Below are 16,597 nucleotides of genomic sequence, written 5' to 3'. Positions count from 1 at the left end.
TCGCATCCGCAGGGGTTACCGTCACAGGAAATGAGGTCGACCATCCAGAAAGAGGTATGCCGTGACTGCTGCAGGGACCGAGCGTAAGGGCCCGCTGACCGGGATCCGCGTCGTCGAGTTCGCCGGAATCGGACCGGGTCCGCACGCCGCGACACTGCTGGCCGATCTGGGTGCGGACGTGGTGCGCGTGCAGCGTGCCGGGCAGATCCCGCCCGAGGGCACGGTCGGGGATCAGACCGCGCGCAACCGCCGGGTCGTCGAGGCCGACCTGAAGAACCCCACCGACGTCGAGAAGGTCCTCGACTTGCTCGGTCGCGCCGACATCCTGATCGAGGGCTTCCGCCCCGGCGTGATGGAACGCATGGGTCTCGGTCCCGACGTGGTGCTCGCGCGCTGCCCCCGCGTCGTCTACGGCCGCATGACCGGCTGGGGGCAGGACGGACCGCTCGCCCACTCCGCGGGTCACGACATCAACTACATCTCGCTGACCGGCGTCCTGCATGCGATCGGCCGCAAGGGCGAGCGTCCGGTGCCGCCGCTGAACATGGTGGGCGACTTCGGCGGTGGCTCGATGTTCCTGCTGTTCGGCATCCTCGCGGCGATCATCGAGCGGCAGACCTCGGGCAAGGGCCAGGTCGTCGATGCCGCGATGGTCGACGGCACGCTCGCGCTGTCGCACATCATCTGGAACTTCCGCCGCATCGGCATGTGGTCGGACGAGCGTGGCATGAACATGCTCGACGGTGGCGCCCCGTACTACGACACCTACGAGACCTCCGACGGCAAGTACATGGCCGTCGGCGCGATCGAGCCGCAGTTCTATGCCGTGCTGTTGAAGGGCCTCGAACTGGATCCCGCGGAGCTGCCGGGCCAGAACGACGCCGCCCGCTGGCCCGAACTGCGCCAGATCCTCACCGACCGGTTCCTGTCGAAGTCCCGCGACGAATGGACCAAGATCTTCGACGGCACCGACGCCTGCACCACCCCGGTGCTCACGTTCGCCGAGGCCCCGCAGGATCCGCACGTCGCGGCTCGCGGCGGGATCATCGAGATCGAGGGCGTGCCGCAGCACGCCCCGGCGCCGCGCTTCTCGCGCACGCCCAACCGCACGCCCGAGCCGCCCGCCCACAGCGCGACCGACGTCGACACGCTCTGGCGCTGAGCCGCTCCACGGCAGTCTGCACGCGACGCTCGGCGGGGAGGCCCCAGCCGAGCGTCGCCGTCAGTGCCCGGCGAGGAACTCCACGATCCGGGCGTTGACCGCCGCCGGCTGCTCGAGTTGGAGGAAGTGGCCCGCCCCTTCGATCACGTGGGTCTCGCTGCCCGGCGGGAGTCCGGGCCCCACCAGCACGGCGAGCCGCGGATCGAGGCAGCCGTCGCCGCCGCCGTGGAGATACAGCGTCGGGACCGCCGGCAGCCGCATCTCGGCTCCGGCCCAGCGCCGGTAACGCGCGGGCGGACGCGGGAACGGCCGGAGCAAGTTCCGGTAGTAGCCGAATACAGCACGGCGGTGCGCCGAATCGGCGATCGCCTCCAGCACGGCCGGCAGGTCCTCACCGGCGTCGTACCCGGGTGACCAGTCGGCCCACAGCCGGCGAACCAGCCGTTCCGCGTGGCGTTCGGGCAGCAGCGGGAGCTGGTTGAACAGGACGTACCAACTGTTGCGCAGCTGCCGGGGCAGCACGCGGACCGCCGCCGGCGTCCGCAGGGCCGCGAACGGCGGGACCGAGAGCGACGCCACCGCGACGAACGGGTTCTCGGCGTGGGCGGCCAGAGCGTTCGCAGTGGTGGCGCCCCAGTCGTGTCCCACCAGCACGGCGTCGGACCCGCCGCCCAGTCGTGCGTGGATCGCGACGGCGTCGTCCATCAGTGCGGCGACATGACCGCTGTGGTCCTCCGGCACCGCCGACGGTGCGTACCCGCGGGTGAACGGCGCGACCACTCGCCAGCCCTCGTCCGCCAGCGCGGGCCCCAGGTGCCGCCAGGTGTGCGCGGTGTCCGGGAAGCCGTGCAGCAGCACTGCCAGCCGGCCGGTCTCCGGTCCCCAGGTCAGGGCTTGAAGGCGTACCGCATCGAGGTCGAGGGTGATCTCACGCATGCGGATCATCCTGGCGGAAGACGGACGCACCGAGCGGGTGATCCGCCGTTACGGGTGCGGCGACTCGTTCACACCACCAGCGCGGGCTCGGCGGGCTCGCGCGCCACGCCGAGCGCGTCGTAGGCCGCCGCGACGCCGGCCACCGCGCGCCGGAGTTCGTCGACCGGTCGCGCGTAAGGCAGCCGGACGAACCGTTCGAACGCGCCCTCTACACCGAAACGCGTTCCGGCCGCCAGGATCACACCATGGCTCGGCGCGGTCGCGGCCAGCGCCGTCGATACCGGTTCGGGCATCCGCAGCCACAGCGACATCCCCCCGGTGCCGACCGTGGGAACCCAGTCCGGTAGGCGGGCCGACAGCTCGTCGAGCAGTGCGGCGCGCTGTGTGCGCAACTGTTCCCGGCGGACCTCGATCGGGGCGTCGCCCCGTTGGAGCAGGCGCACGGCGGCCAACTGGTCCATGACCGGGGTTCCCAGATCCAGCGCAGACCGCGAACCCACCAGGCGCGTGATGAGTTCCGGATTGGCCCGGATCCAGCCGACCCGCAATCCGCCCCAGTGCGATTTGGAGACGGAGCCGACCGTCACGACGTCGGAGTCCCCGGCGCCGCGCGCGAACGACGCGACCGGGGGTGGCGGTGGCGCATCCAGCCAGACGTCGACCATCGTCTCGTCGACGACGAGGGTCATCCGGGTCTCGTGGGCGATCCGGGCCAGTTCGGCCCGGCCCGGCGCGTCCAGACACAGGCCTGTCGGATTGTGGAAGTCCGGCAGCAGGTACGCCATCCGGGCGGCGGTCTGCCGTGCGGCGCTTCGGATCCCGCCCAGATCCCAGGCGCGGGCCGCACCTCCCTCCGGTCGCACCGGCACCGGAACCGGGCGTGCACCCACCCGCCGGATCGCCTCGAGCGCATTGGGGTACGTCGGATGGTCGACCAGCACCCGCTCCCCCGGAGCGGTGAGGACGCCCAGCAGGAGCCGCAGGGCGTGCTGGGCACCCGAGGTGATCATGATCTGTGAGACGTCGGTGTCGAGGCCCCGGGCGCGGTAGCGTGCCGCGACCGCCTCCCGCAGCACCGTTATCCCCACCGGCTCCATGCCGTGGGTCTCGAGGAACGGCGGAAGAGACTGCAGCGCAGCGCTGTAAGCCTCACTGATCTCCTCCGCCGGAGCCACCATGGCGGCGTAGCTGAGGTCCACCCCGACACCCTCGGGCACCGGCAGATGGGCGTGGACCCTCCTCCGGTCCGAGTCGACGGCGGCCGGCAGGGTCACGGTGCTGCGCGATCCCTGCCGGCTCACCAGATAGCCCTCGTCGCGCAGCACCGCGTACGCCGTGGTGATCGTCGTGCGACTCACGTTCAACTCCGACGCGAATTCACGTTCGCTCGGCAGCGCCGTCCCCAACGGAACGCGACCGTCGTGCACGAGCAGTCGGATGCCGTCGGCCAGGGCCCGGTACGCGGGGCGCGACGTGCGCCGTCCGGACTCGTCCTGCCAGGCGCCGAGGTCGCGCGCCACCGCCCGGGCACCGAGTGCATGCATCATCATGCGGTCCAGTATTCGCATACTGGCCGTTCATTTCAACGCCACTTCTTCCCAGAATCGTGCTCATGAGCACTCTGATCACCTTCCTCTGCATCGCTGCCCTGGCCGCGTTCGTCTACCGGTACGCGCCCGGGGAGCACGAGAGGGGCCCGTTTCGGCCCGAACAGTTTCGCCCCGCAGCACCTTTGGCAGGCATCCTCGACACCGCCGAAGCTCGGCGACCCGACGAACCGCGCCCCGAGCCCTCCTCCAGCATCGATCAGTCCAGTATTTCGAGACTGGACTGATCGGGCCGAGGCCCGACCGACTCGACACGTCGGTAGCCACACCAGTACCGATCAATCAGGCCACTCACCCCGATTCCCTGAAACCACGTTTCCGGTGGCACCGTTCGGTTCTCGATCAACGGCACTCCGGCACCATCACCGCCACGACGCCGGACGTGGCGACCACAGTGGCGGTCACCGTGCCCAGCACGCTCACCGAGACGGGAGTGAAGGCATCGCTCAGCGCCGCCGTGTCCTTGGCTGCGGGCGGGATTCTTCCGGTCACGGTCGGCACCGTCCTCGGATCGCTCGAGCTGCCGTCGTTCGGCTCGCTGCAATGGCCCTTCGGTTCCTGACCCACCCTGGTGGGGACAGCGGCGGGTGGGTCGGGACGGCCCACCCGCCGTCCCGATATCGTGGCCAGGTGAGCGAGACCGGAACCGAAACCCTGCTGGACGGCCTGCGCGATGTTCTGGTGGGGCGGCTCTCCGACATCGGACGCCGGTTCTCGACGCTGCTCACCGAGACGGTTCCCCACACGGCCCTGGTGATCTTCACGCGCGAGTGCACGGGCCGTCCCCGCAAGATTGCCGGCGACCCGAACATCGTCGATCGGGTGACGATCGCCGAATTGGATTCCCTGCGAGCCGATCTCGAACACGGTCAGATCCACCGCGGCCGCGCAACCATCGCGGGGAGCTCCCGCGACGTGTACGCGATCCTCGACCACACCGACACCCTGCTGGTCGTGGTTCCGCGCGGCCCGCTGTCCCGGACGGTGCCACTCGAGTCCGTCCGAGCCATGTTCGGGCTGGTCGCGACCGGTATCCAGTTGCAGGTGCAGGGCGCCAGCCCCGCCTACCTCGCCGAGTCCCGGGCGGCCTCCGCCGAGCGGGCCCGCACCATCGCCGAACTCACCGAGGTGCACGCGACCACGCTCGAGACGCTGCTCTCGACGCTGCGGTCCAACGACCTCGACGACACCCGCGCCCGCGCGGCGGCGCGCGAAACGGCGTCGGCGGCCCTGATCGGTCTGCGGACCTCGGTGGACACGCACCGGGAGTTCGCCGAGGAATCCGTCGTCACCGCGTTCGCCCGCCTCCGCGGTGAACTGCGCGGACTACTGCGCCACCGGAACCTCGACCTGGACCTGGTGGAGCCGCCGGTGGCCGGATGCGCCGTCCCCGGCGAGGTGGCCCACGCGGCCCGCGCCGTCGTCCGCGGCGCGGTACTCGCGTTGTCCGCGCAGGGAGACGTCGGCCGGATCCGGGTCGCCTGGACCTGCCCGGAGACCGAACTGGTGGTGGACATCCGCGACGACGGCCACGGCCTGGCCGACATCGCAGACCTGGACAGGCAACTGCGTCCCCGCGTCGAAACCCTGGGCGGGACCGTGGAGATCGAGTCGACGCCCGGCTGGGGTTCGCGGGTGGTCGCGGCACTGCCGCTGCACGCGCCGACGGCACCCACCGCGCACCATGCGCTCACCGACCTCGGCCCCCGCGAACTCGAGGTACTGGGGCACCTGGTGGCGGGACGTCGCAACCGGGTCATCGCCGATCGGCTCGGCGTCAGCGAGAGCACGGTGAAGTTCCACGTCGCGGGCGTTCTGCGCAAGCTCGACGTCGCAACCAGGGCCGAGGCCGCCGCCCTCGGTGGCGAGGCCGGTATTCGGCCGATCCCCTGACCGACCTGACCGTTCGGCCAGGTTCACCCCTCCGCTCGACCAGTCCCGGGGCCGCCCGCTCATGGCTAGCCTCGTAGTGGGATGCGCACCCCACCATGTGTGCGCCCGTGTTCACGTCGACCGAATGGAGTGGAGAAACCATGCCGCAGCAGGTACGGGGCGTCATCGCCCGCTCGAAGGATGCGCCCGTCGAACTCGTGAACATCACGATTCCGGATCCCGGACCGGGCGAGGCCGTCGTCGCGATCGCGGCGTGCGGCGTGTGCCACACCGACCTCACCTACCGTGACGGCGGCATCAACGACGAGTTCCCGTTCCTCCTCGGACACGAGGCGGCGGGCATCGTCGAGGCCGTCGGCGAGGGTGTCGACACCGTCGAGGTCGGCGACTTCGTCGTACTCAACTGGCGTGCGGTGTGCGGAAAGTGCCGTGCCTGCAAGCGCGGTCGCCCGCAGTACTGTTTCGACACGCACAACGCCAAGCAGAAGATGACCCTCGAGGACGGCACCGAACTGACGCCGGCCCTGGGCATCGGTGCGTTCGCCGACAAGACCCTCGTCCATGCCGGGCAGTGCACCAAGGTCGATCCCACCGCCGATCCGGCCGTCGTCGGCCTGCTCGGCTGCGGCGTCATGGCCGGCATGGGTGCCGCCATGAACACCGGCAACGTCACCCGCGGCGACTCGGTGGCCGTGATCGGCTGCGGCGGCGTCGGCGACGCCGCGATCATGGGGTCGCGTCTGGCCGGCGCGAACAAGATCATCGCGATCGACCGTGATGCCAAGAAGCTCGAGTGGGCCGTCGAACTCGGCGCCACCCACACCGTCGACGTGTCGAAGGTCGACGACGTCGTCGAGGCGATCCAGGAACTCACCGACGGCTTCGGCACCGACGTCGTGGTCGACGCCGTCGGCCGCCCCGAGACCTGGAAGCAGGCGTTCTACGCGCGCGATCTCGCCGGCACCGTCGTCCTCGTCGGCGTGCCCACCCCGGACATGACGCTCGAGATGCCGCTGGTCGACTTCTTCTCGCGCGGCGGCTCGCTCAAGTCGTCGTGGTACGGCGACTGCCTGCCCGAGCGCGACTTCCCGATGCTCGTCGACCTGTACCAGCAGGGTCGCCTGCCGCTCGAGAAGTTCGTGACCGAGCGGATCAAGCTCGAGGACGTCGAGCAGGCGTTCGAGACGATGCACCGCGGCGAGGTGCTGCGCTCGGTGGTGGTCCTGTGAGCGGCGCGTTGCGCGTCGACCGCGTCGTCACGTCGGGAACGTTCGAACTCGACGGCGGCACCTGGGATGTCGACAACAACATCTGGCTCGTCGGTGACGACGACGAGGTGGTGGTGATCGACGCCGCGCACACCGCGCAGCCGATCATCGACGCCGTCGGCGGCCGCAAGGTGGTCGGGATCGTGTGCACGCACGGTCACAACGACCACGTCACCGTCGCACCGGAGCTGGCCGAGAAGCTGGACGCGCCGATCCTGCTGAACCCGGCCGACGACGTCCTGTGGCAGATGACCCACCCGGGTGTCCGACACCAGGCGCTCGAGGACGGTCAGCGGATCGCCGTGGCGGGCACCGAAATCCAGGCCATCCACACCCCGGGCCACTCTCCCGGCTCGACGTGCCTGTACCTGCCCGAGGCCGGCGAGCTGTTCTCCGGCGACACCCTGTTCTCCGGGGGTCCGGGCGCCACCGGCCGCTCGTTCTCGGACTTCCCGACGATCATCGGGTCGATCCGCGACAAGCTGTTCGCGCTGCCCGCCGAGACCCGCGTGCACACCGGGCACGGCGACGGCACCACCCTCGGCACCGAGTCGCCGCACCTCGAGGAGTGGATCGCGCGGGGCAACTGACCGCCCCTCGCGTGACCGAATGTCACATACGTTCAGTCCAACTGAACGTATGTGACATTCTGCTATCCGGGGGGAGCCGGTGTCAGCGCACCGACGCGAAAACTCCTCGGCCGCCGTCCCATTCGCCCTGCAGGACCGGCCCGCCCGGCTCGACATCGAGCGGGCGGTGGTGCACCACGACGGTGGTCCCACCCGCACTGATCACGGTGTCCGGGCCGTCCGCGGCGACGCCGACACCGGTGACGGTGGGCGTCGGGGCGCCGGTCACACCGCTGCCCGACGCGTAGGCGGTGTTGTCGATCAGCCTCGGCTCGGAGCCCTCGACCTCGACGTACTGTTCCACCTCACGGCCACCGCCGTAGATCGTCGCGAGTAACTGCTGCACGTAGACGGGGTCGGTGGTGGCGTCGTACACGTAGCGGTGCCCGAGCACCGAGTGCTCCATCTCGCCCGCCAACCGTGCCCCCGCGAGCGGCGCCGAGCGGTAGGTCAGGGGCACCTGGTAGATCGTGCCGTCGGCGTCGCGCACCAGGTGCGTCTCGATGCCGACCTCGCCGGCGGGATCGTCGAAGCGGTACGCACCGACCGGCGTGAGCGTGGGCGTCCCGCCCGAGTAGTAGGGCGCCGCCGGCATCCAGGCTGCGATCAGTTCGGGCTTGGAGGGCGACAGCTGTGCGGCATGCAGGATGGCCATGTGGCCGATCGTAACCGCCGCCCCTGGCTGAAGGGTCCGTTCGTGCGCGCGCAGCGTACGAACGGTCCCTTCAGCTCCCGAATCGGACGCCGTAGCGGGCCAGCCAGTCGATGCCGGGCTGCCGGATCCGGGGGATGCCCTTGTACTCGGCCATGTCGTCGGGCAGCTCGGACAGGACGGCGTGCACCCGCTGCGCCCACTCGGGGACCAGCACGATGTCGGTGAACGGCAGCATGTGGGTGCGGACCAGGAACATGATCGCGCCCGAGGCGCCGAGGCGGATCAGGTGCTGCACCTCCACCCGCAGGTGCAGCCGCTCCCCCACCTCTGCGAGCGGACCGTCCGCGAGCGTCCGCCGGTCCCGCCCCCACTCCGGGTACGTCTCGGTGGAGGTGTCGAGCCGGCCGTCGACCGTGAGCGTCCAGTTGGTCCGCCGGAACTGCTGTCCCGTCTCGAGCCGCATCAGGAAGCTCTGCGCTCGCGTGACCACGCCCTCGGCGTGGATCCGTGGGACGGGGCCGTGGATCTGCAGGAAGCTCATGCCGACGTCGAACCGTAGCGACCAGTCGGCCGCGAACGTCACCAGGCCCGCGTCGCCCCACAGCTGCCCCTCGCGCTGGTCGAGCAGCACGACGTCCTCCTGGATCTGCCGGCCGATGAACCGCAGCGGCGGCTCCGGCAGCGTCGCCCGTTCCCCGTGCACGAACGCCTGCTCGAGGTCGAGGGCGTGGTTGGTCCACCGCCAGATCCCGCCGTCACGCTCGAGCGACATCACCCTCGGATACGACGCCGCCAGCGACCGCATGATCGTGAGCATCGCGTCCCACTGCGCGATCTCCATGTGCGGCAACGCCTGGAACCGGGTGGGATCCGCCGCCAGGATGCGGTCGCGTTCGGCGAGTTCGGTCAGATTAGCGCTCGTCGACGTCGACGACGTGCTCGCCCCAGCCACCCGCGGCGGTCACCGCGCGGCCGCCGGCGGGCTCGACGTTGGTGCTGTAGCGGTAGGTGTCGCGGGGGAACGGGAACGGGAAGGCGGCCACCCGCGGCGGCACTCGGGAATCCATTGCGGTACTCACAGTTCCAGCTCCGATCGGGGTCCTCCGGCACGGGACACACACGGCATCACACAGTCACCCGCAGCCTTCTCGTCGTCGGTCAGATAGAGATCGCGGTGTGCGACGGCACCCGCGGCAACCGGGACACGGCATTCGCCGCACACACCCTGACGGCACAGGCTCGGCACCGCCACCCCGCGCCGTTCCAGCGCGTCGATCATGCTCGTCCCGGACGGCACGTCGACGTCGACGCCGGTGCGCCGCAACCGGACGGTGAAGGCCGTTCCCGGATCCAGGTCGGCGATCCCGAAGTGTTCGTGATGGATTCGTTGCGGCGGCCAGCCCGCGGCGCGCGCTCGACGGCTCACCTCGTCGATCAGCGGCGCGGGACCGCACGTGTAGAGGTGGGTGCCGAGCGGGCGGTCGAGCAGGGCGGGCCCCAGCGCCGACCACAGCTCGTCCGCGCCCCGATAGGCCCGTAAACGGTTGCCGCACAGCCTGCCGAGATCGTCGAGGTGTGGACCGTCGCCGTCCCGGAACACGTAGTGCACCTCGAACGAGCGTCCCCACCGCGCGGCCGCCCGGGCGTGCGAGAGGATCGGCGTGACCCCGATCCCGCCCGCGACCAGCACGTGATGCCGGGCGGTCGACACCGGCGCGAACGCGCTGCGCGGACGACTCACCTCGACGCTCTCGCCGAGACTCAGGGCGTGGATATACAGCGACCCGCCGCGGCCGGCGTCGTCACGGCGAACCGAGATCGAGTAGGCGCCGGGCTCCACCCCGGACCCGGTGAGCGAGTACGAGTTCCGCCGCGGACGTCCGTCCGCCCCGAAGCCGCACGCGAGGACGACGTGACTGCCGGGAGCGTACGACGGCAGCGCCGCGCCGGCGGGGTCGACGAGACGCAGGTGCCGGACGTCGTCGGTGAGGTCGGCGAGCGAGCCGACTACGAGCATCGTCAAGGGCGTTCCTCCGCATCGCACATGTATCCGAGATAGGCGCCGTGACGGCGCGAGACGTGGTGGTAGACGACGAGCGTGGCGCCGCAGGTGAGGCACGTGCAGCGCTCGCCCGGCGCCGAGTCCGTGGCGTGCACCTGATGGCAGTGCGCGCAGTACACGCGCCGCAGGTCGGTGCCGACCACGTCGGAGAGGATCTCCTGGTCCAGCGCGCCGGCGGCGGTGGCCAGCGCCCGCGCCTGCAGCACCGTCACCTCGTCGCCGACCAGGACCAGGCGCCATCCGACGCGGGCCGCCGCCAACTCGCGACCCAGGACGGCCTCGGCGCCCGCCGTCCACCCGGGCGGCATTCGCAGCCAGCTGACGCGCCGTCCGGCGAAGCCCGCGACGAGCACCCGCGCCCGCGCCTCGGCGGCCCCGCCGAACGACAGGACCGTGACGGTGCGCCCGGCGTCGGTGAGGGCCCGCGCCTCGATGCCCCACCGCGGCACGCTGGTGGTTTCCATGCAGACACTCATGTCGCGCCTAGGGTGCGAACGAGCGCAGGCCGACGTAGAACGCCAGTGCGCGGTCGGGGGTGGTGAACCGGATCCGGGAGCCCGCCGGGAAGAAGATCGCATCGTGTGGCCCCGCCTCCTCCACCTGGCCGGTGTCGAGGTTCTCGAGCCGGAACCGGCCGTCGAGCACCACCTTCATCTCGTCGTACTCGTAGACGTAGTCGAGCGGCGCGTCGGTGTGGACCAGCTCGAAGTAGCCGGCGGCCATCGCCGACCCGTCGGGGTTGGGGTAGACGTCGGCGATGTAGCCCTCGGTGCCGGGGAACTCCGTCCGGGGCATCTGCGGCAGCGACTTCCAGAAGTCCGGGGTGACCCGGAACGCGGGCGTGGTGGCGGTGTCGGACATGTCTGCTCCTCGTGGTGCGGCGACAGTAGTAGGGGGCGCCGATCGCTGGAGTGAAACGCACAGTAATGAGATGAAACCCGGAAGCGATTACATGCCGGTTAACCCTTGCAACCGAATCCTCCTTCGTCACAACAGTTCCCAGCCCGCCATCCCCGTACGCACCGCCCCGACCCGGCCGTCACGACAACCTCACTCACCCGTAACGTGGCCGTCATCGACGGCATGTTTCCTGACATGCGACACCGATTCACCTAATGAAACACTCGTCGTCGAATCCCGAGGAGTCCACATGGCGCTCGACCCCGCCGATCTGACCGTGATGCGCCTGCCGGCCACCGCGACACCGGACGCCCCCGCGCACGCCGACCTCGCCGCGCTGGCCCGGGCCACCGACACCCGCTTCATCCTCGCGGTGTTCACCAACCTCACCGGCAAGCCGTGCGCCAAGCTCGTCCCGGTCGAAGCGGCCGACGAACTCCAGCACGACGGCGTCGGATTCGCCGGCTACGCCGCCGCGGCGATGGGCCAGCAGCCACAAGACCCCGATCTGGTCGCGATCCCCGACCTCACGTCCTTCACCCCGATCCCGTTCGTCCGGCCCGGTCTCGCGCTGGTGCACTGCGACCCGCACGTCGAGGGCACCCCCTGGCCGTTCGCGCCGCGGGTGATTCTGCGAAAGGTGCTCGCGCAGGCCGCCGAACTGGGCCTGGACGTCAAGATCGGCACCGAGATCGAATACTTCCTCGTCGACCGCGACGAGCACGGGGTGCTGCGCACCGCCGACGCCCTCGACACCTCCCGCCGACCCTGCTACGACGCCCGCGACGTCACCCGCATGTACGAACACCTCACCGCGATCTCGGCCGCGATGAACCAGCTGGGCTGGGGCAACTACGCCAACGACCACGAGGACGGCAACGGCCAGTTCGAACAGAACTTCCAGTACGCCGACGCCCTCACCACCGCCGACCGCGTCATGACCCTGCGCTACCTCATCTCGGTGCTTGCCGAACAGCGCGGCATGACGGCGACGTTCATGCCCAAACCGTTCGCCGACCGCACCGGCAGCGGCATGCACATGCACCTGTCGCTGTGGCGCGACGGCTCCCCGGTGTTCCCGGACGCCGCCGACCCCCGCGGCCTGGGCCTGTCGAGCACCGCGTACTCGTTCATCGGCGGTCTCCTCGACCACGCCTGCGCGCTGCAGGGCGTGCTGGCGCCGACGGTGAACTCCTACAAGCGGACCGGTGCGCTGTCCACCAGCAGCGGCGCGACGTGGTCGCCACGGCGGCCCACGTACGGCGGCAACGACCGCACCCACTACCTGCGCGTGCCCGACGGCAACCGGGTGGAGCTGCGCGGCGGCGACGGCTCCGCCAACCCGTACCTCGCGTCCGCCGCGACCGTCGCGGCCGGGCTCGACGGGATCCGCCGCGGCATCGACCCCGGCGAGCCGGGCAGTGGCATCGACCCCGGCACGGCGGGGAGCGGCATCGACCCCGGCACGGCGGGGAGCGGCTCCGGCGCCGACGTCCTGCCGATGACGCTGCTGCACGCGATGGACGCCCTCGCCGCGGACATCGTCGTGACCGGCGCGCTGGACGCGGCCGGGGCGGGTGTCGCCAACTACTTCACTGCCCTCAAGCGTGACGAGTTCTTCGACTGGCACAACACGGTGACGCCGTGGGAAGTGGACAGCTACCTGACCGCGTTCTGACCACCGCCAGCATCTGACATCCAAGGGAGACAACATATGTGCGGAATCGTCGGGCTCCATCTGCGGGAGCCCTCGCTGTACCCGAAACTCGGTGAGCTACTCACGGGGATGCTGGGCCAGATGGTGGACCGCGGGCCGGACTCGGCCGGGATGGCCATCTACGGTGACCCCACGTGGTCGCCGCCCGGGCACGCGACCGTTACCCTGCTCGACGCCGGCGTCAGTGCGGAGGCGTTGGCCGCCGCGGTCGGGAGCGCGCTCGGCACCACGGTCGTCGGCATCGGCGCCGGACCGAACGCGGTGCTGCACGCGCCGGTTCCGGCCTCGGCACTGGCCGACGCGGCACTGGGTGAGGCCCCCGGCGCCATCCTCATCGGGTTCGGCGACGACGTCGCGGTGCTCAAGGGCATGGGCGACCCCGTCGATCTCGCGCACCGGTTCGGACTGCCGCAGACATCCGGCTGGCAGGGCGTCGCGCACACCCGGATGGCCACCGAATCCGCTGTCACCGCAGCGGGTTCGCACCCGTTCGCCGTCGGCCCCGACCAGTGCCTGGTCCACAACGGCTCGTTCTCCAATCACCTGAGCGTCAAGCGCGAGCTCGAGGCCGAGGGCGTCGCGTTCGACAGCGAGAACGACACCGAGGTCGGTGCCCGCTTCGTCGCGAAGCAACTCGCCGAGGGCGTCGACCTCGAGAAGGCACTGCGCCTGCTCGGCGAGCGCTTCGACGGCTTCTACACCCTACTGGTGTCCACCGAGGACTCCTTCGCCGTCGTGCGCGATCCCATCGCATGCAAGCCCGCGATCATCGCCGAGCACGACCGGTACGTCGCGATGGCGTCCGAGTACCGCGCCCTGGCCGGCCTGCCCGGCATCGCCGACGCCCGCATCTTCGAACCCGAGCCGGAAGAGGTTTACGTATGGCACCGCTGACCGCCACCCCGACCACGTACGACGTGTCGGAGATCGGCACCCGCGAACTCAACGCCGCGCTGCAGTCGACCGCAGCCCCCGCGGCCGTCACCGTCGTCGAACCCGCAGGCGCACATGCCCTGGCATGCGGTCTGGACGCTCCGATCGACGTCCGCATCGAGGGCCACGTCGGCTACTACGCGGCCGGGATGAACCAGCAGGCGAACGTCGTCGTCGACGGCAACGCGGGCGTCGGTGTCGCCGAGAACATGATGTCCGGCACCGTCCGCGTCACCGGCGACGCGTCCCAGTCCGCGGGTGCCACCGCGCACGGCGGGCTGCTGGTGATCGAGGGCAACGCCGCCGCCCGGTGCGGCATCTCGATGAAGGGCGTCGACATCGTCGTCGGCGGCAGCATCGGCCACATGAGCGCGTTCATGGGACAGGCCGGACGCCTCGTCGTCCTCGGCGACGCCGGTGAGGCCCTGGGCGATTCGCTGTACGAGGCCCGCATCTACGTGCGCGGCACCGTCGCCTCGCTCGGCGCCGATTGCATCAAGAAGGAAATGCGCGACGAGCACCTCACCGAACTGCGAGAACTACTGGGCGCGGCCGGATTCGACGCCGACCCCACCGAATTCAGCCGGTACGGCTCGGCCCGCCGGCTCTACAACTTCCACGTCGACAACGCCTCGTCCTACTGACGCGCGCCACCCCCAGGAGGCCCGAATGACCACGCACACCCCCGGCCTGCGCGAATCCGCGACGTTCGACCGCGACGTCATCCACGAGATCCAGCGCGCCGCCGACACCGGCATCTACGACATCCGCGGTTGGGGTGCCAAGCGCAAGCTCCCCCACTTCGACGACCTGCTGTTCCTCGGCGCCTCGATGTCGCGCTATCCGCTCGAGGGCTACCGCGAACGCTGCGACACCGACGTGGTGCTCGGCGATCGGCACGCGAAGTTCCCTCTGCACCTGGATATCCCGATCACCATCGCGGGCATGAGCTTCGGCGCGCTGTCCGGGCGGGCGAAGGAGGCCCTGGGCCGTGGGGCCAGCGAGGTCGGCACCTCCACCACCACCGGCGACGGCGGCATGACGCCCGAGGAACGCGGCCAGTCCAAGAACCTTGTGTACCAGTACCTGCCGTCGCGGTACGGCATGAATCCCGACGACCTGCGCAAGGCCGACGCGATCGAAGTCGTCCTCGGGCAGGGCGCCAAGCCGGGCGGTGGCGGAATGCTGCTGGGGCAGAAGATCACCGACCGCGTCGCGGGGATGCGGACGCTGCCCGTCGGCGTCGACCAGCGCAGCGCGTGCCGGCACCCGGACTGGACCGGGCCGGACGACCTCGCCATCAAGATCATCGAACTCCGCGAGATCACCGGCTGGGAGAAGCCGATCTACGTCAAGGTCGGCGCCACCCGCACGTACTACGACGTCAAGCTCGCGGTGAAGGCCGGAGCCGACGTCATCGTCGTCGACGGCATGCAGGGCGGCACCGCCGCGACGCAGGACGTGTTCATCGAGCACGTCGGCATCCCGACGCTCGCCGCGATCCCGCAGGCCGTGCAGGCGCTGCAGGAGATGGACGTCCATCGGCGCGGGGCGAGCGGAGCGACGGGGGGATCCGGCGGGGTGCAGTTGATCGTGTCGGGCGGCATCCGCTCGGGCGCCGACGTCGCGAAGGCGATGGCCCTCGGCGCGGACGCCGTCGCGATCGGCACCGCCGCGCTGATCGCGCTGGGCGACAACCATCCCCGCTTCCAGAGGCAGTACGAGGCGATCGGGTCGTCGGCGGGCTTCTACGACGACTTCCAGGCCGGCCGCGACCCCGCCGGGATCACCACGCAGGATCCCGAGCTACAGCAGAACTTCGACCCCGTCGAGGGCGGACGCCGGCTCGCGAACTACCTGCGAGTGCTCACGATGGAGGCGCAGACCCTCGCCCGCGCGTGCGGGAAGTCGCACCTGCGCAACCTCGAACCGCAGGACCTCGTCGCACTCACCATCGAGGCGTCGGCGATGGCCCGGGTGCCGCTGGCCGGGACGAGCTGGATTCCCGGTCAGCTCTGACGTCGCACACCTTTTGCCGGCGTGCATAGGTATTCAGTACTGAAAAGGTGTGCGATGCCGACAGAACCTTTGCGGTGCCGGCACCCTCCACAACGCTCACCGCCCGACCACCGCGCCCCGTCCACCGACAGTGGACGGGGCGCTACTGTGAGGCAATGAGCCCGTCCCAGCGCCCCGTGCACCGCGACACCACCGAGCGCGAGGTGCCGGCCGACACCCCCACCGGCGTCGACCTCGAACGCGTCATCGCGGCGCAGGTCCGCAAGCTGCGCCTGGCGAGCGGGCTGTCGGTGGGCGACATGGCCGCGCGGGTCGGCATCTCGAAGGCGATGCTGTCGAAGATCGAGAACGCGCAGACCTCCTGCAGTCTCTCGACCCTCGCCCGTCTGGCCGCGGGACTGGATGTGCCGGTGACGTCCCTGTTCCGCGGCGCCGACACCACGCGGGACGCGGTGTTCGTCGAGTCCGGCAACGGCGCGGTGATCGTCGGCCGCGGCACGCGGGTCGGGCATCACTACGAACTGCTCGGCGCCCTGCGCGGGCAGCACAAGCGCCTCGAACCGGTGCTCGTCACGCTCACCAACGCCAGCGAGGTGTTCCCGCTCTTCCAGCACCCCGGCACCGAACTGATCTACATGCTCGAGGGCGAGATGGTCTACGGGCACGGCGAGAGCGAGTACCGACTGCGTCCGGGTGACTCGCTGCTGCTCGACGGCGAGGGCCTGCACGGCCCGAACGAACTGGCGCAGTTGCCGATCCGCTTCCTGGCCGTCACCGCGTACCCGGACAATCACCAGGAGTGACGGGTAGCGTCGC

The 16,597-nt window shown here is 70.4% G+C and carries 17 protein-coding genes and 1 pseudogene; 10 read left to right on the top strand and 8 right to left on the bottom strand.

Features of this window, described 5'->3' with window-relative positions:
* The first annotated feature begins 61 nt into the window (after positions 1 to 61).
* Entirely contained in the window at positions 62 to 1,162 is a 1,101-nt protein-coding gene (locus DEU38_RS12775) for a CaiB/BaiF CoA-transferase family protein (RefSeq protein WP_114721672.1), read from the top strand.
* A gap of 60 nt (positions 1,163 to 1,222) precedes the next feature.
* Here DEU38_RS12775 and DEU38_RS12770 read toward each other — a convergent pair whose 3' ends face one another.
* A complete protein-coding gene (locus DEU38_RS12770; protein WP_114721824.1) occupies positions 1,223 to 2,098 on the bottom strand; it encodes an alpha/beta fold hydrolase in 876 nt (291 codons plus the stop codon).
* 68 nt (positions 2,099 to 2,166) lie between these two features.
* Positions 2,167 to 3,648 carry a PLP-dependent aminotransferase family protein gene (locus DEU38_RS12765; RefSeq protein ID WP_114721670.1) on the bottom strand — a complete coding sequence of 494 codons (1,482 nt, stop codon included), beginning with the start codon at positions 3,646 to 3,648 and terminating at the stop codon, positions 2,167 to 2,169.
* Positions 3,649 to 3,710: 62 nt separating this feature from the next.
* Between DEU38_RS12765 and DEU38_RS12760 the strand changes: the two genes are divergently transcribed.
* Positions 3,711 to 3,932: a hypothetical protein gene (locus DEU38_RS12760; RefSeq protein ID WP_258557853.1), complete on the top strand. Its 222-nt coding sequence runs from the start codon at positions 3,711 to 3,713 to the stop codon at positions 3,930 to 3,932.
* A 115-nt stretch (positions 3,933 to 4,047) separates the two neighbouring features.
* On the opposite strand, the gene DEU38_RS28455 is transcribed toward DEU38_RS12760, so the two are convergent.
* Entirely contained in the window at positions 4,048 to 4,197 is a 150-nt protein-coding gene (locus DEU38_RS28455; RefSeq protein ID WP_181818764.1) for a hypothetical protein, read from the bottom strand.
* A 138-nt stretch (positions 4,198 to 4,335) separates the two neighbouring features.
* Here DEU38_RS28455 and DEU38_RS12755 point away from each other — a divergent pair, with 138 nt between their 5' ends.
* From DEU38_RS12755 to DEU38_RS12745, 3 genes are all read left to right on the top strand, one after another.
* A complete protein-coding gene (locus DEU38_RS12755; protein WP_114721668.1) occupies positions 4,336 to 5,598 on the top strand; it encodes a response regulator transcription factor family protein in 1,263 nt (420 codons plus the stop codon).
* Between the two features lie 140 nt (positions 5,599 to 5,738).
* Positions 5,739 to 6,827, top strand: coding sequence for an S-(hydroxymethyl)mycothiol dehydrogenase (locus tag DEU38_RS12750; RefSeq protein WP_114721666.1), 1,089 nt, complete (start codon positions 5,739 to 5,741; stop codon positions 6,825 to 6,827).
* Positions 6,824 to 7,456, top strand: coding sequence for an MBL fold metallo-hydrolase (locus DEU38_RS12745; RefSeq protein WP_114721664.1), 633 nt, complete (start codon positions 6,824 to 6,826; stop codon positions 7,454 to 7,456). The genes DEU38_RS12750 and DEU38_RS12745 overlap by 4 nt, the downstream gene beginning before the upstream one ends.
* Before the next feature lie 82 nt (positions 7,457 to 7,538).
* On the opposite strand, the gene DEU38_RS12740 is transcribed toward DEU38_RS12745, so the two are convergent.
* From DEU38_RS12740 to DEU38_RS12720, 5 genes and pseudogenes are all read right to left on the bottom strand, one after another.
* The gene (locus tag DEU38_RS12740) at positions 7,539 to 8,150 is read right to left on the bottom strand and encodes a CG0192-related protein (protein WP_114721662.1); all 612 of its coding nucleotides are present in this window, start codon (positions 8,148 to 8,150) and stop codon (positions 7,539 to 7,541) included.
* Between the two features lie 70 nt (positions 8,151 to 8,220).
* A pseudogene (locus tag DEU38_RS12735) lies at positions 8,221 to 9,217 on the bottom strand (heme-dependent oxidative N-demethylase family protein).
* A gap of 8 nt (positions 9,218 to 9,225) precedes the next feature.
* Positions 9,226 to 10,167 carry a PDR/VanB family oxidoreductase gene (locus DEU38_RS12730; RefSeq protein ID WP_114721660.1) on the bottom strand — a complete coding sequence of 314 codons (942 nt, stop codon included), beginning with the start codon at positions 10,165 to 10,167 and terminating at the stop codon, positions 9,226 to 9,228.
* Positions 10,168 to 10,169: 2 nt separating this feature from the next.
* A complete protein-coding gene (locus tag DEU38_RS12725) occupies positions 10,170 to 10,676 on the bottom strand; it encodes a dimethylamine monooxygenase subunit DmmA family protein (RefSeq protein ID WP_114721658.1) in 507 nt (168 codons plus the stop codon).
* A gap of 19 nt (positions 10,677 to 10,695) precedes the next feature.
* On the bottom strand, positions 10,696 to 11,073 hold the full coding sequence (locus DEU38_RS12720) for an ethanolamine utilization protein (protein WP_114721656.1): 378 nt from the start codon (positions 11,071 to 11,073) through the stop codon (positions 10,696 to 10,698).
* A 289-nt stretch (positions 11,074 to 11,362) separates the two neighbouring features.
* Between DEU38_RS12720 and glnT the strand changes: the two genes are divergently transcribed.
* From glnT to DEU38_RS12695, 5 genes are all read left to right on the top strand, one after another.
* A complete protein-coding gene (gene glnT, locus DEU38_RS12715; protein ID WP_114721654.1) occupies positions 11,363 to 12,790 on the top strand; it encodes a type III glutamate--ammonia ligase in 1,428 nt (475 codons plus the stop codon).
* 36 nt (positions 12,791 to 12,826) lie between these two features.
* Complete coding sequence (locus DEU38_RS12710; protein WP_114721652.1) at positions 12,827 to 13,723, top strand: glutamine amidotransferase family protein; 897 nt, start codon at positions 12,827 to 12,829, stop codon at positions 13,721 to 13,723.
* The gene (locus tag DEU38_RS12705) at positions 13,711 to 14,406 is read left to right on the top strand and encodes a protein glxC (protein ID WP_114721650.1); all 696 of its coding nucleotides are present in this window, start codon (positions 13,711 to 13,713) and stop codon (positions 14,404 to 14,406) included. The genes DEU38_RS12710 and DEU38_RS12705 overlap by 13 nt, the downstream gene beginning before the upstream one ends.
* A gap of 25 nt (positions 14,407 to 14,431) precedes the next feature.
* Positions 14,432 to 15,781: an FMN-binding glutamate synthase family protein gene (locus DEU38_RS12700; protein WP_114721648.1), complete on the top strand. Its 1,350-nt coding sequence runs from the start codon at positions 14,432 to 14,434 to the stop codon at positions 15,779 to 15,781.
* 155 nt (positions 15,782 to 15,936) lie between these two features.
* A complete protein-coding gene (locus DEU38_RS12695) occupies positions 15,937 to 16,584 on the top strand; it encodes an XRE family transcriptional regulator (RefSeq protein WP_114721646.1) in 648 nt (215 codons plus the stop codon).
* Positions 16,585 to 16,597: the final 13 nt, after the last annotated feature.

The sequence above is a fragment of the Rhodococcus sp. AG1013 genome (assembly GCF_003350365.1).
In the GTDB taxonomy this organism is placed as follows: domain Bacteria; phylum Actinomycetota; class Actinomycetes; order Mycobacteriales; family Mycobacteriaceae; genus Prescottella.
Note: the sequence above shows the minus strand (reverse complement) of the source record. Positions and strands in the feature narration are given on the sequence as shown.

Excerpts from the sequence above, each read along its gene's own strand:
- DEU38_RS12770 (WP_114721824.1), bottom strand. The coding sequence starts at position 2,098 with ATGCGTGAGATCACCCTCGACCTCGATGCGGTACGCCTTCAAGCCCTG.
- DEU38_RS12765 (WP_114721670.1), bottom strand. The coding sequence starts at position 3,648 with ATGATGATGCATGCACTCGGTGCCCGGGCGGTGGCGCGCGACCTCGGC.
- DEU38_RS12760 (WP_258557853.1), top strand. The coding sequence starts at position 3,711 with ATGAGCACTCTGATCACCTTCCTCTGCATCGCTGCCCTGGCCGCGTTC.
- DEU38_RS12750 (WP_114721666.1), top strand. The coding sequence starts at position 5,739 with ATGCCGCAGCAGGTACGGGGCGTCATCGCCCGCTCGAAGGATGCGCCC.
- DEU38_RS12740 (WP_114721662.1), bottom strand. The coding sequence starts at position 8,150 with ATGGCCATCCTGCATGCCGCACAGCTGTCGCCCTCCAAGCCCGAACTG.
- DEU38_RS12730 (WP_114721660.1), bottom strand. The coding sequence starts at position 10,167 with ATGCTCGTAGTCGGCTCGCTCGCCGACCTCACCGACGACGTCCGGCAC.
- DEU38_RS12725 (WP_114721658.1), bottom strand. The coding sequence starts at position 10,676 with ATGGAAACCACCAGCGTGCCGCGGTGGGGCATCGAGGCGCGGGCCCTC.
- DEU38_RS12720 (WP_114721656.1), bottom strand. The coding sequence starts at position 11,073 with ATGTCCGACACCGCCACCACGCCCGCGTTCCGGGTCACCCCGGACTTC.
- glnT (WP_114721654.1), top strand. The coding sequence starts at position 11,363 with ATGGCGCTCGACCCCGCCGATCTGACCGTGATGCGCCTGCCGGCCACC.
- DEU38_RS12710 (WP_114721652.1), top strand. The coding sequence starts at position 12,827 with ATGTGCGGAATCGTCGGGCTCCATCTGCGGGAGCCCTCGCTGTACCCG.
- DEU38_RS12705 (WP_114721650.1), top strand. The coding sequence starts at position 13,711 with ATGGCACCGCTGACCGCCACCCCGACCACGTACGACGTGTCGGAGATC.
- DEU38_RS12700 (WP_114721648.1), top strand. The coding sequence starts at position 14,432 with ATGACCACGCACACCCCCGGCCTGCGCGAATCCGCGACGTTCGACCGC.
- DEU38_RS12695 (WP_114721646.1), top strand. The coding sequence starts at position 15,937 with ATGAGCCCGTCCCAGCGCCCCGTGCACCGCGACACCACCGAGCGCGAG.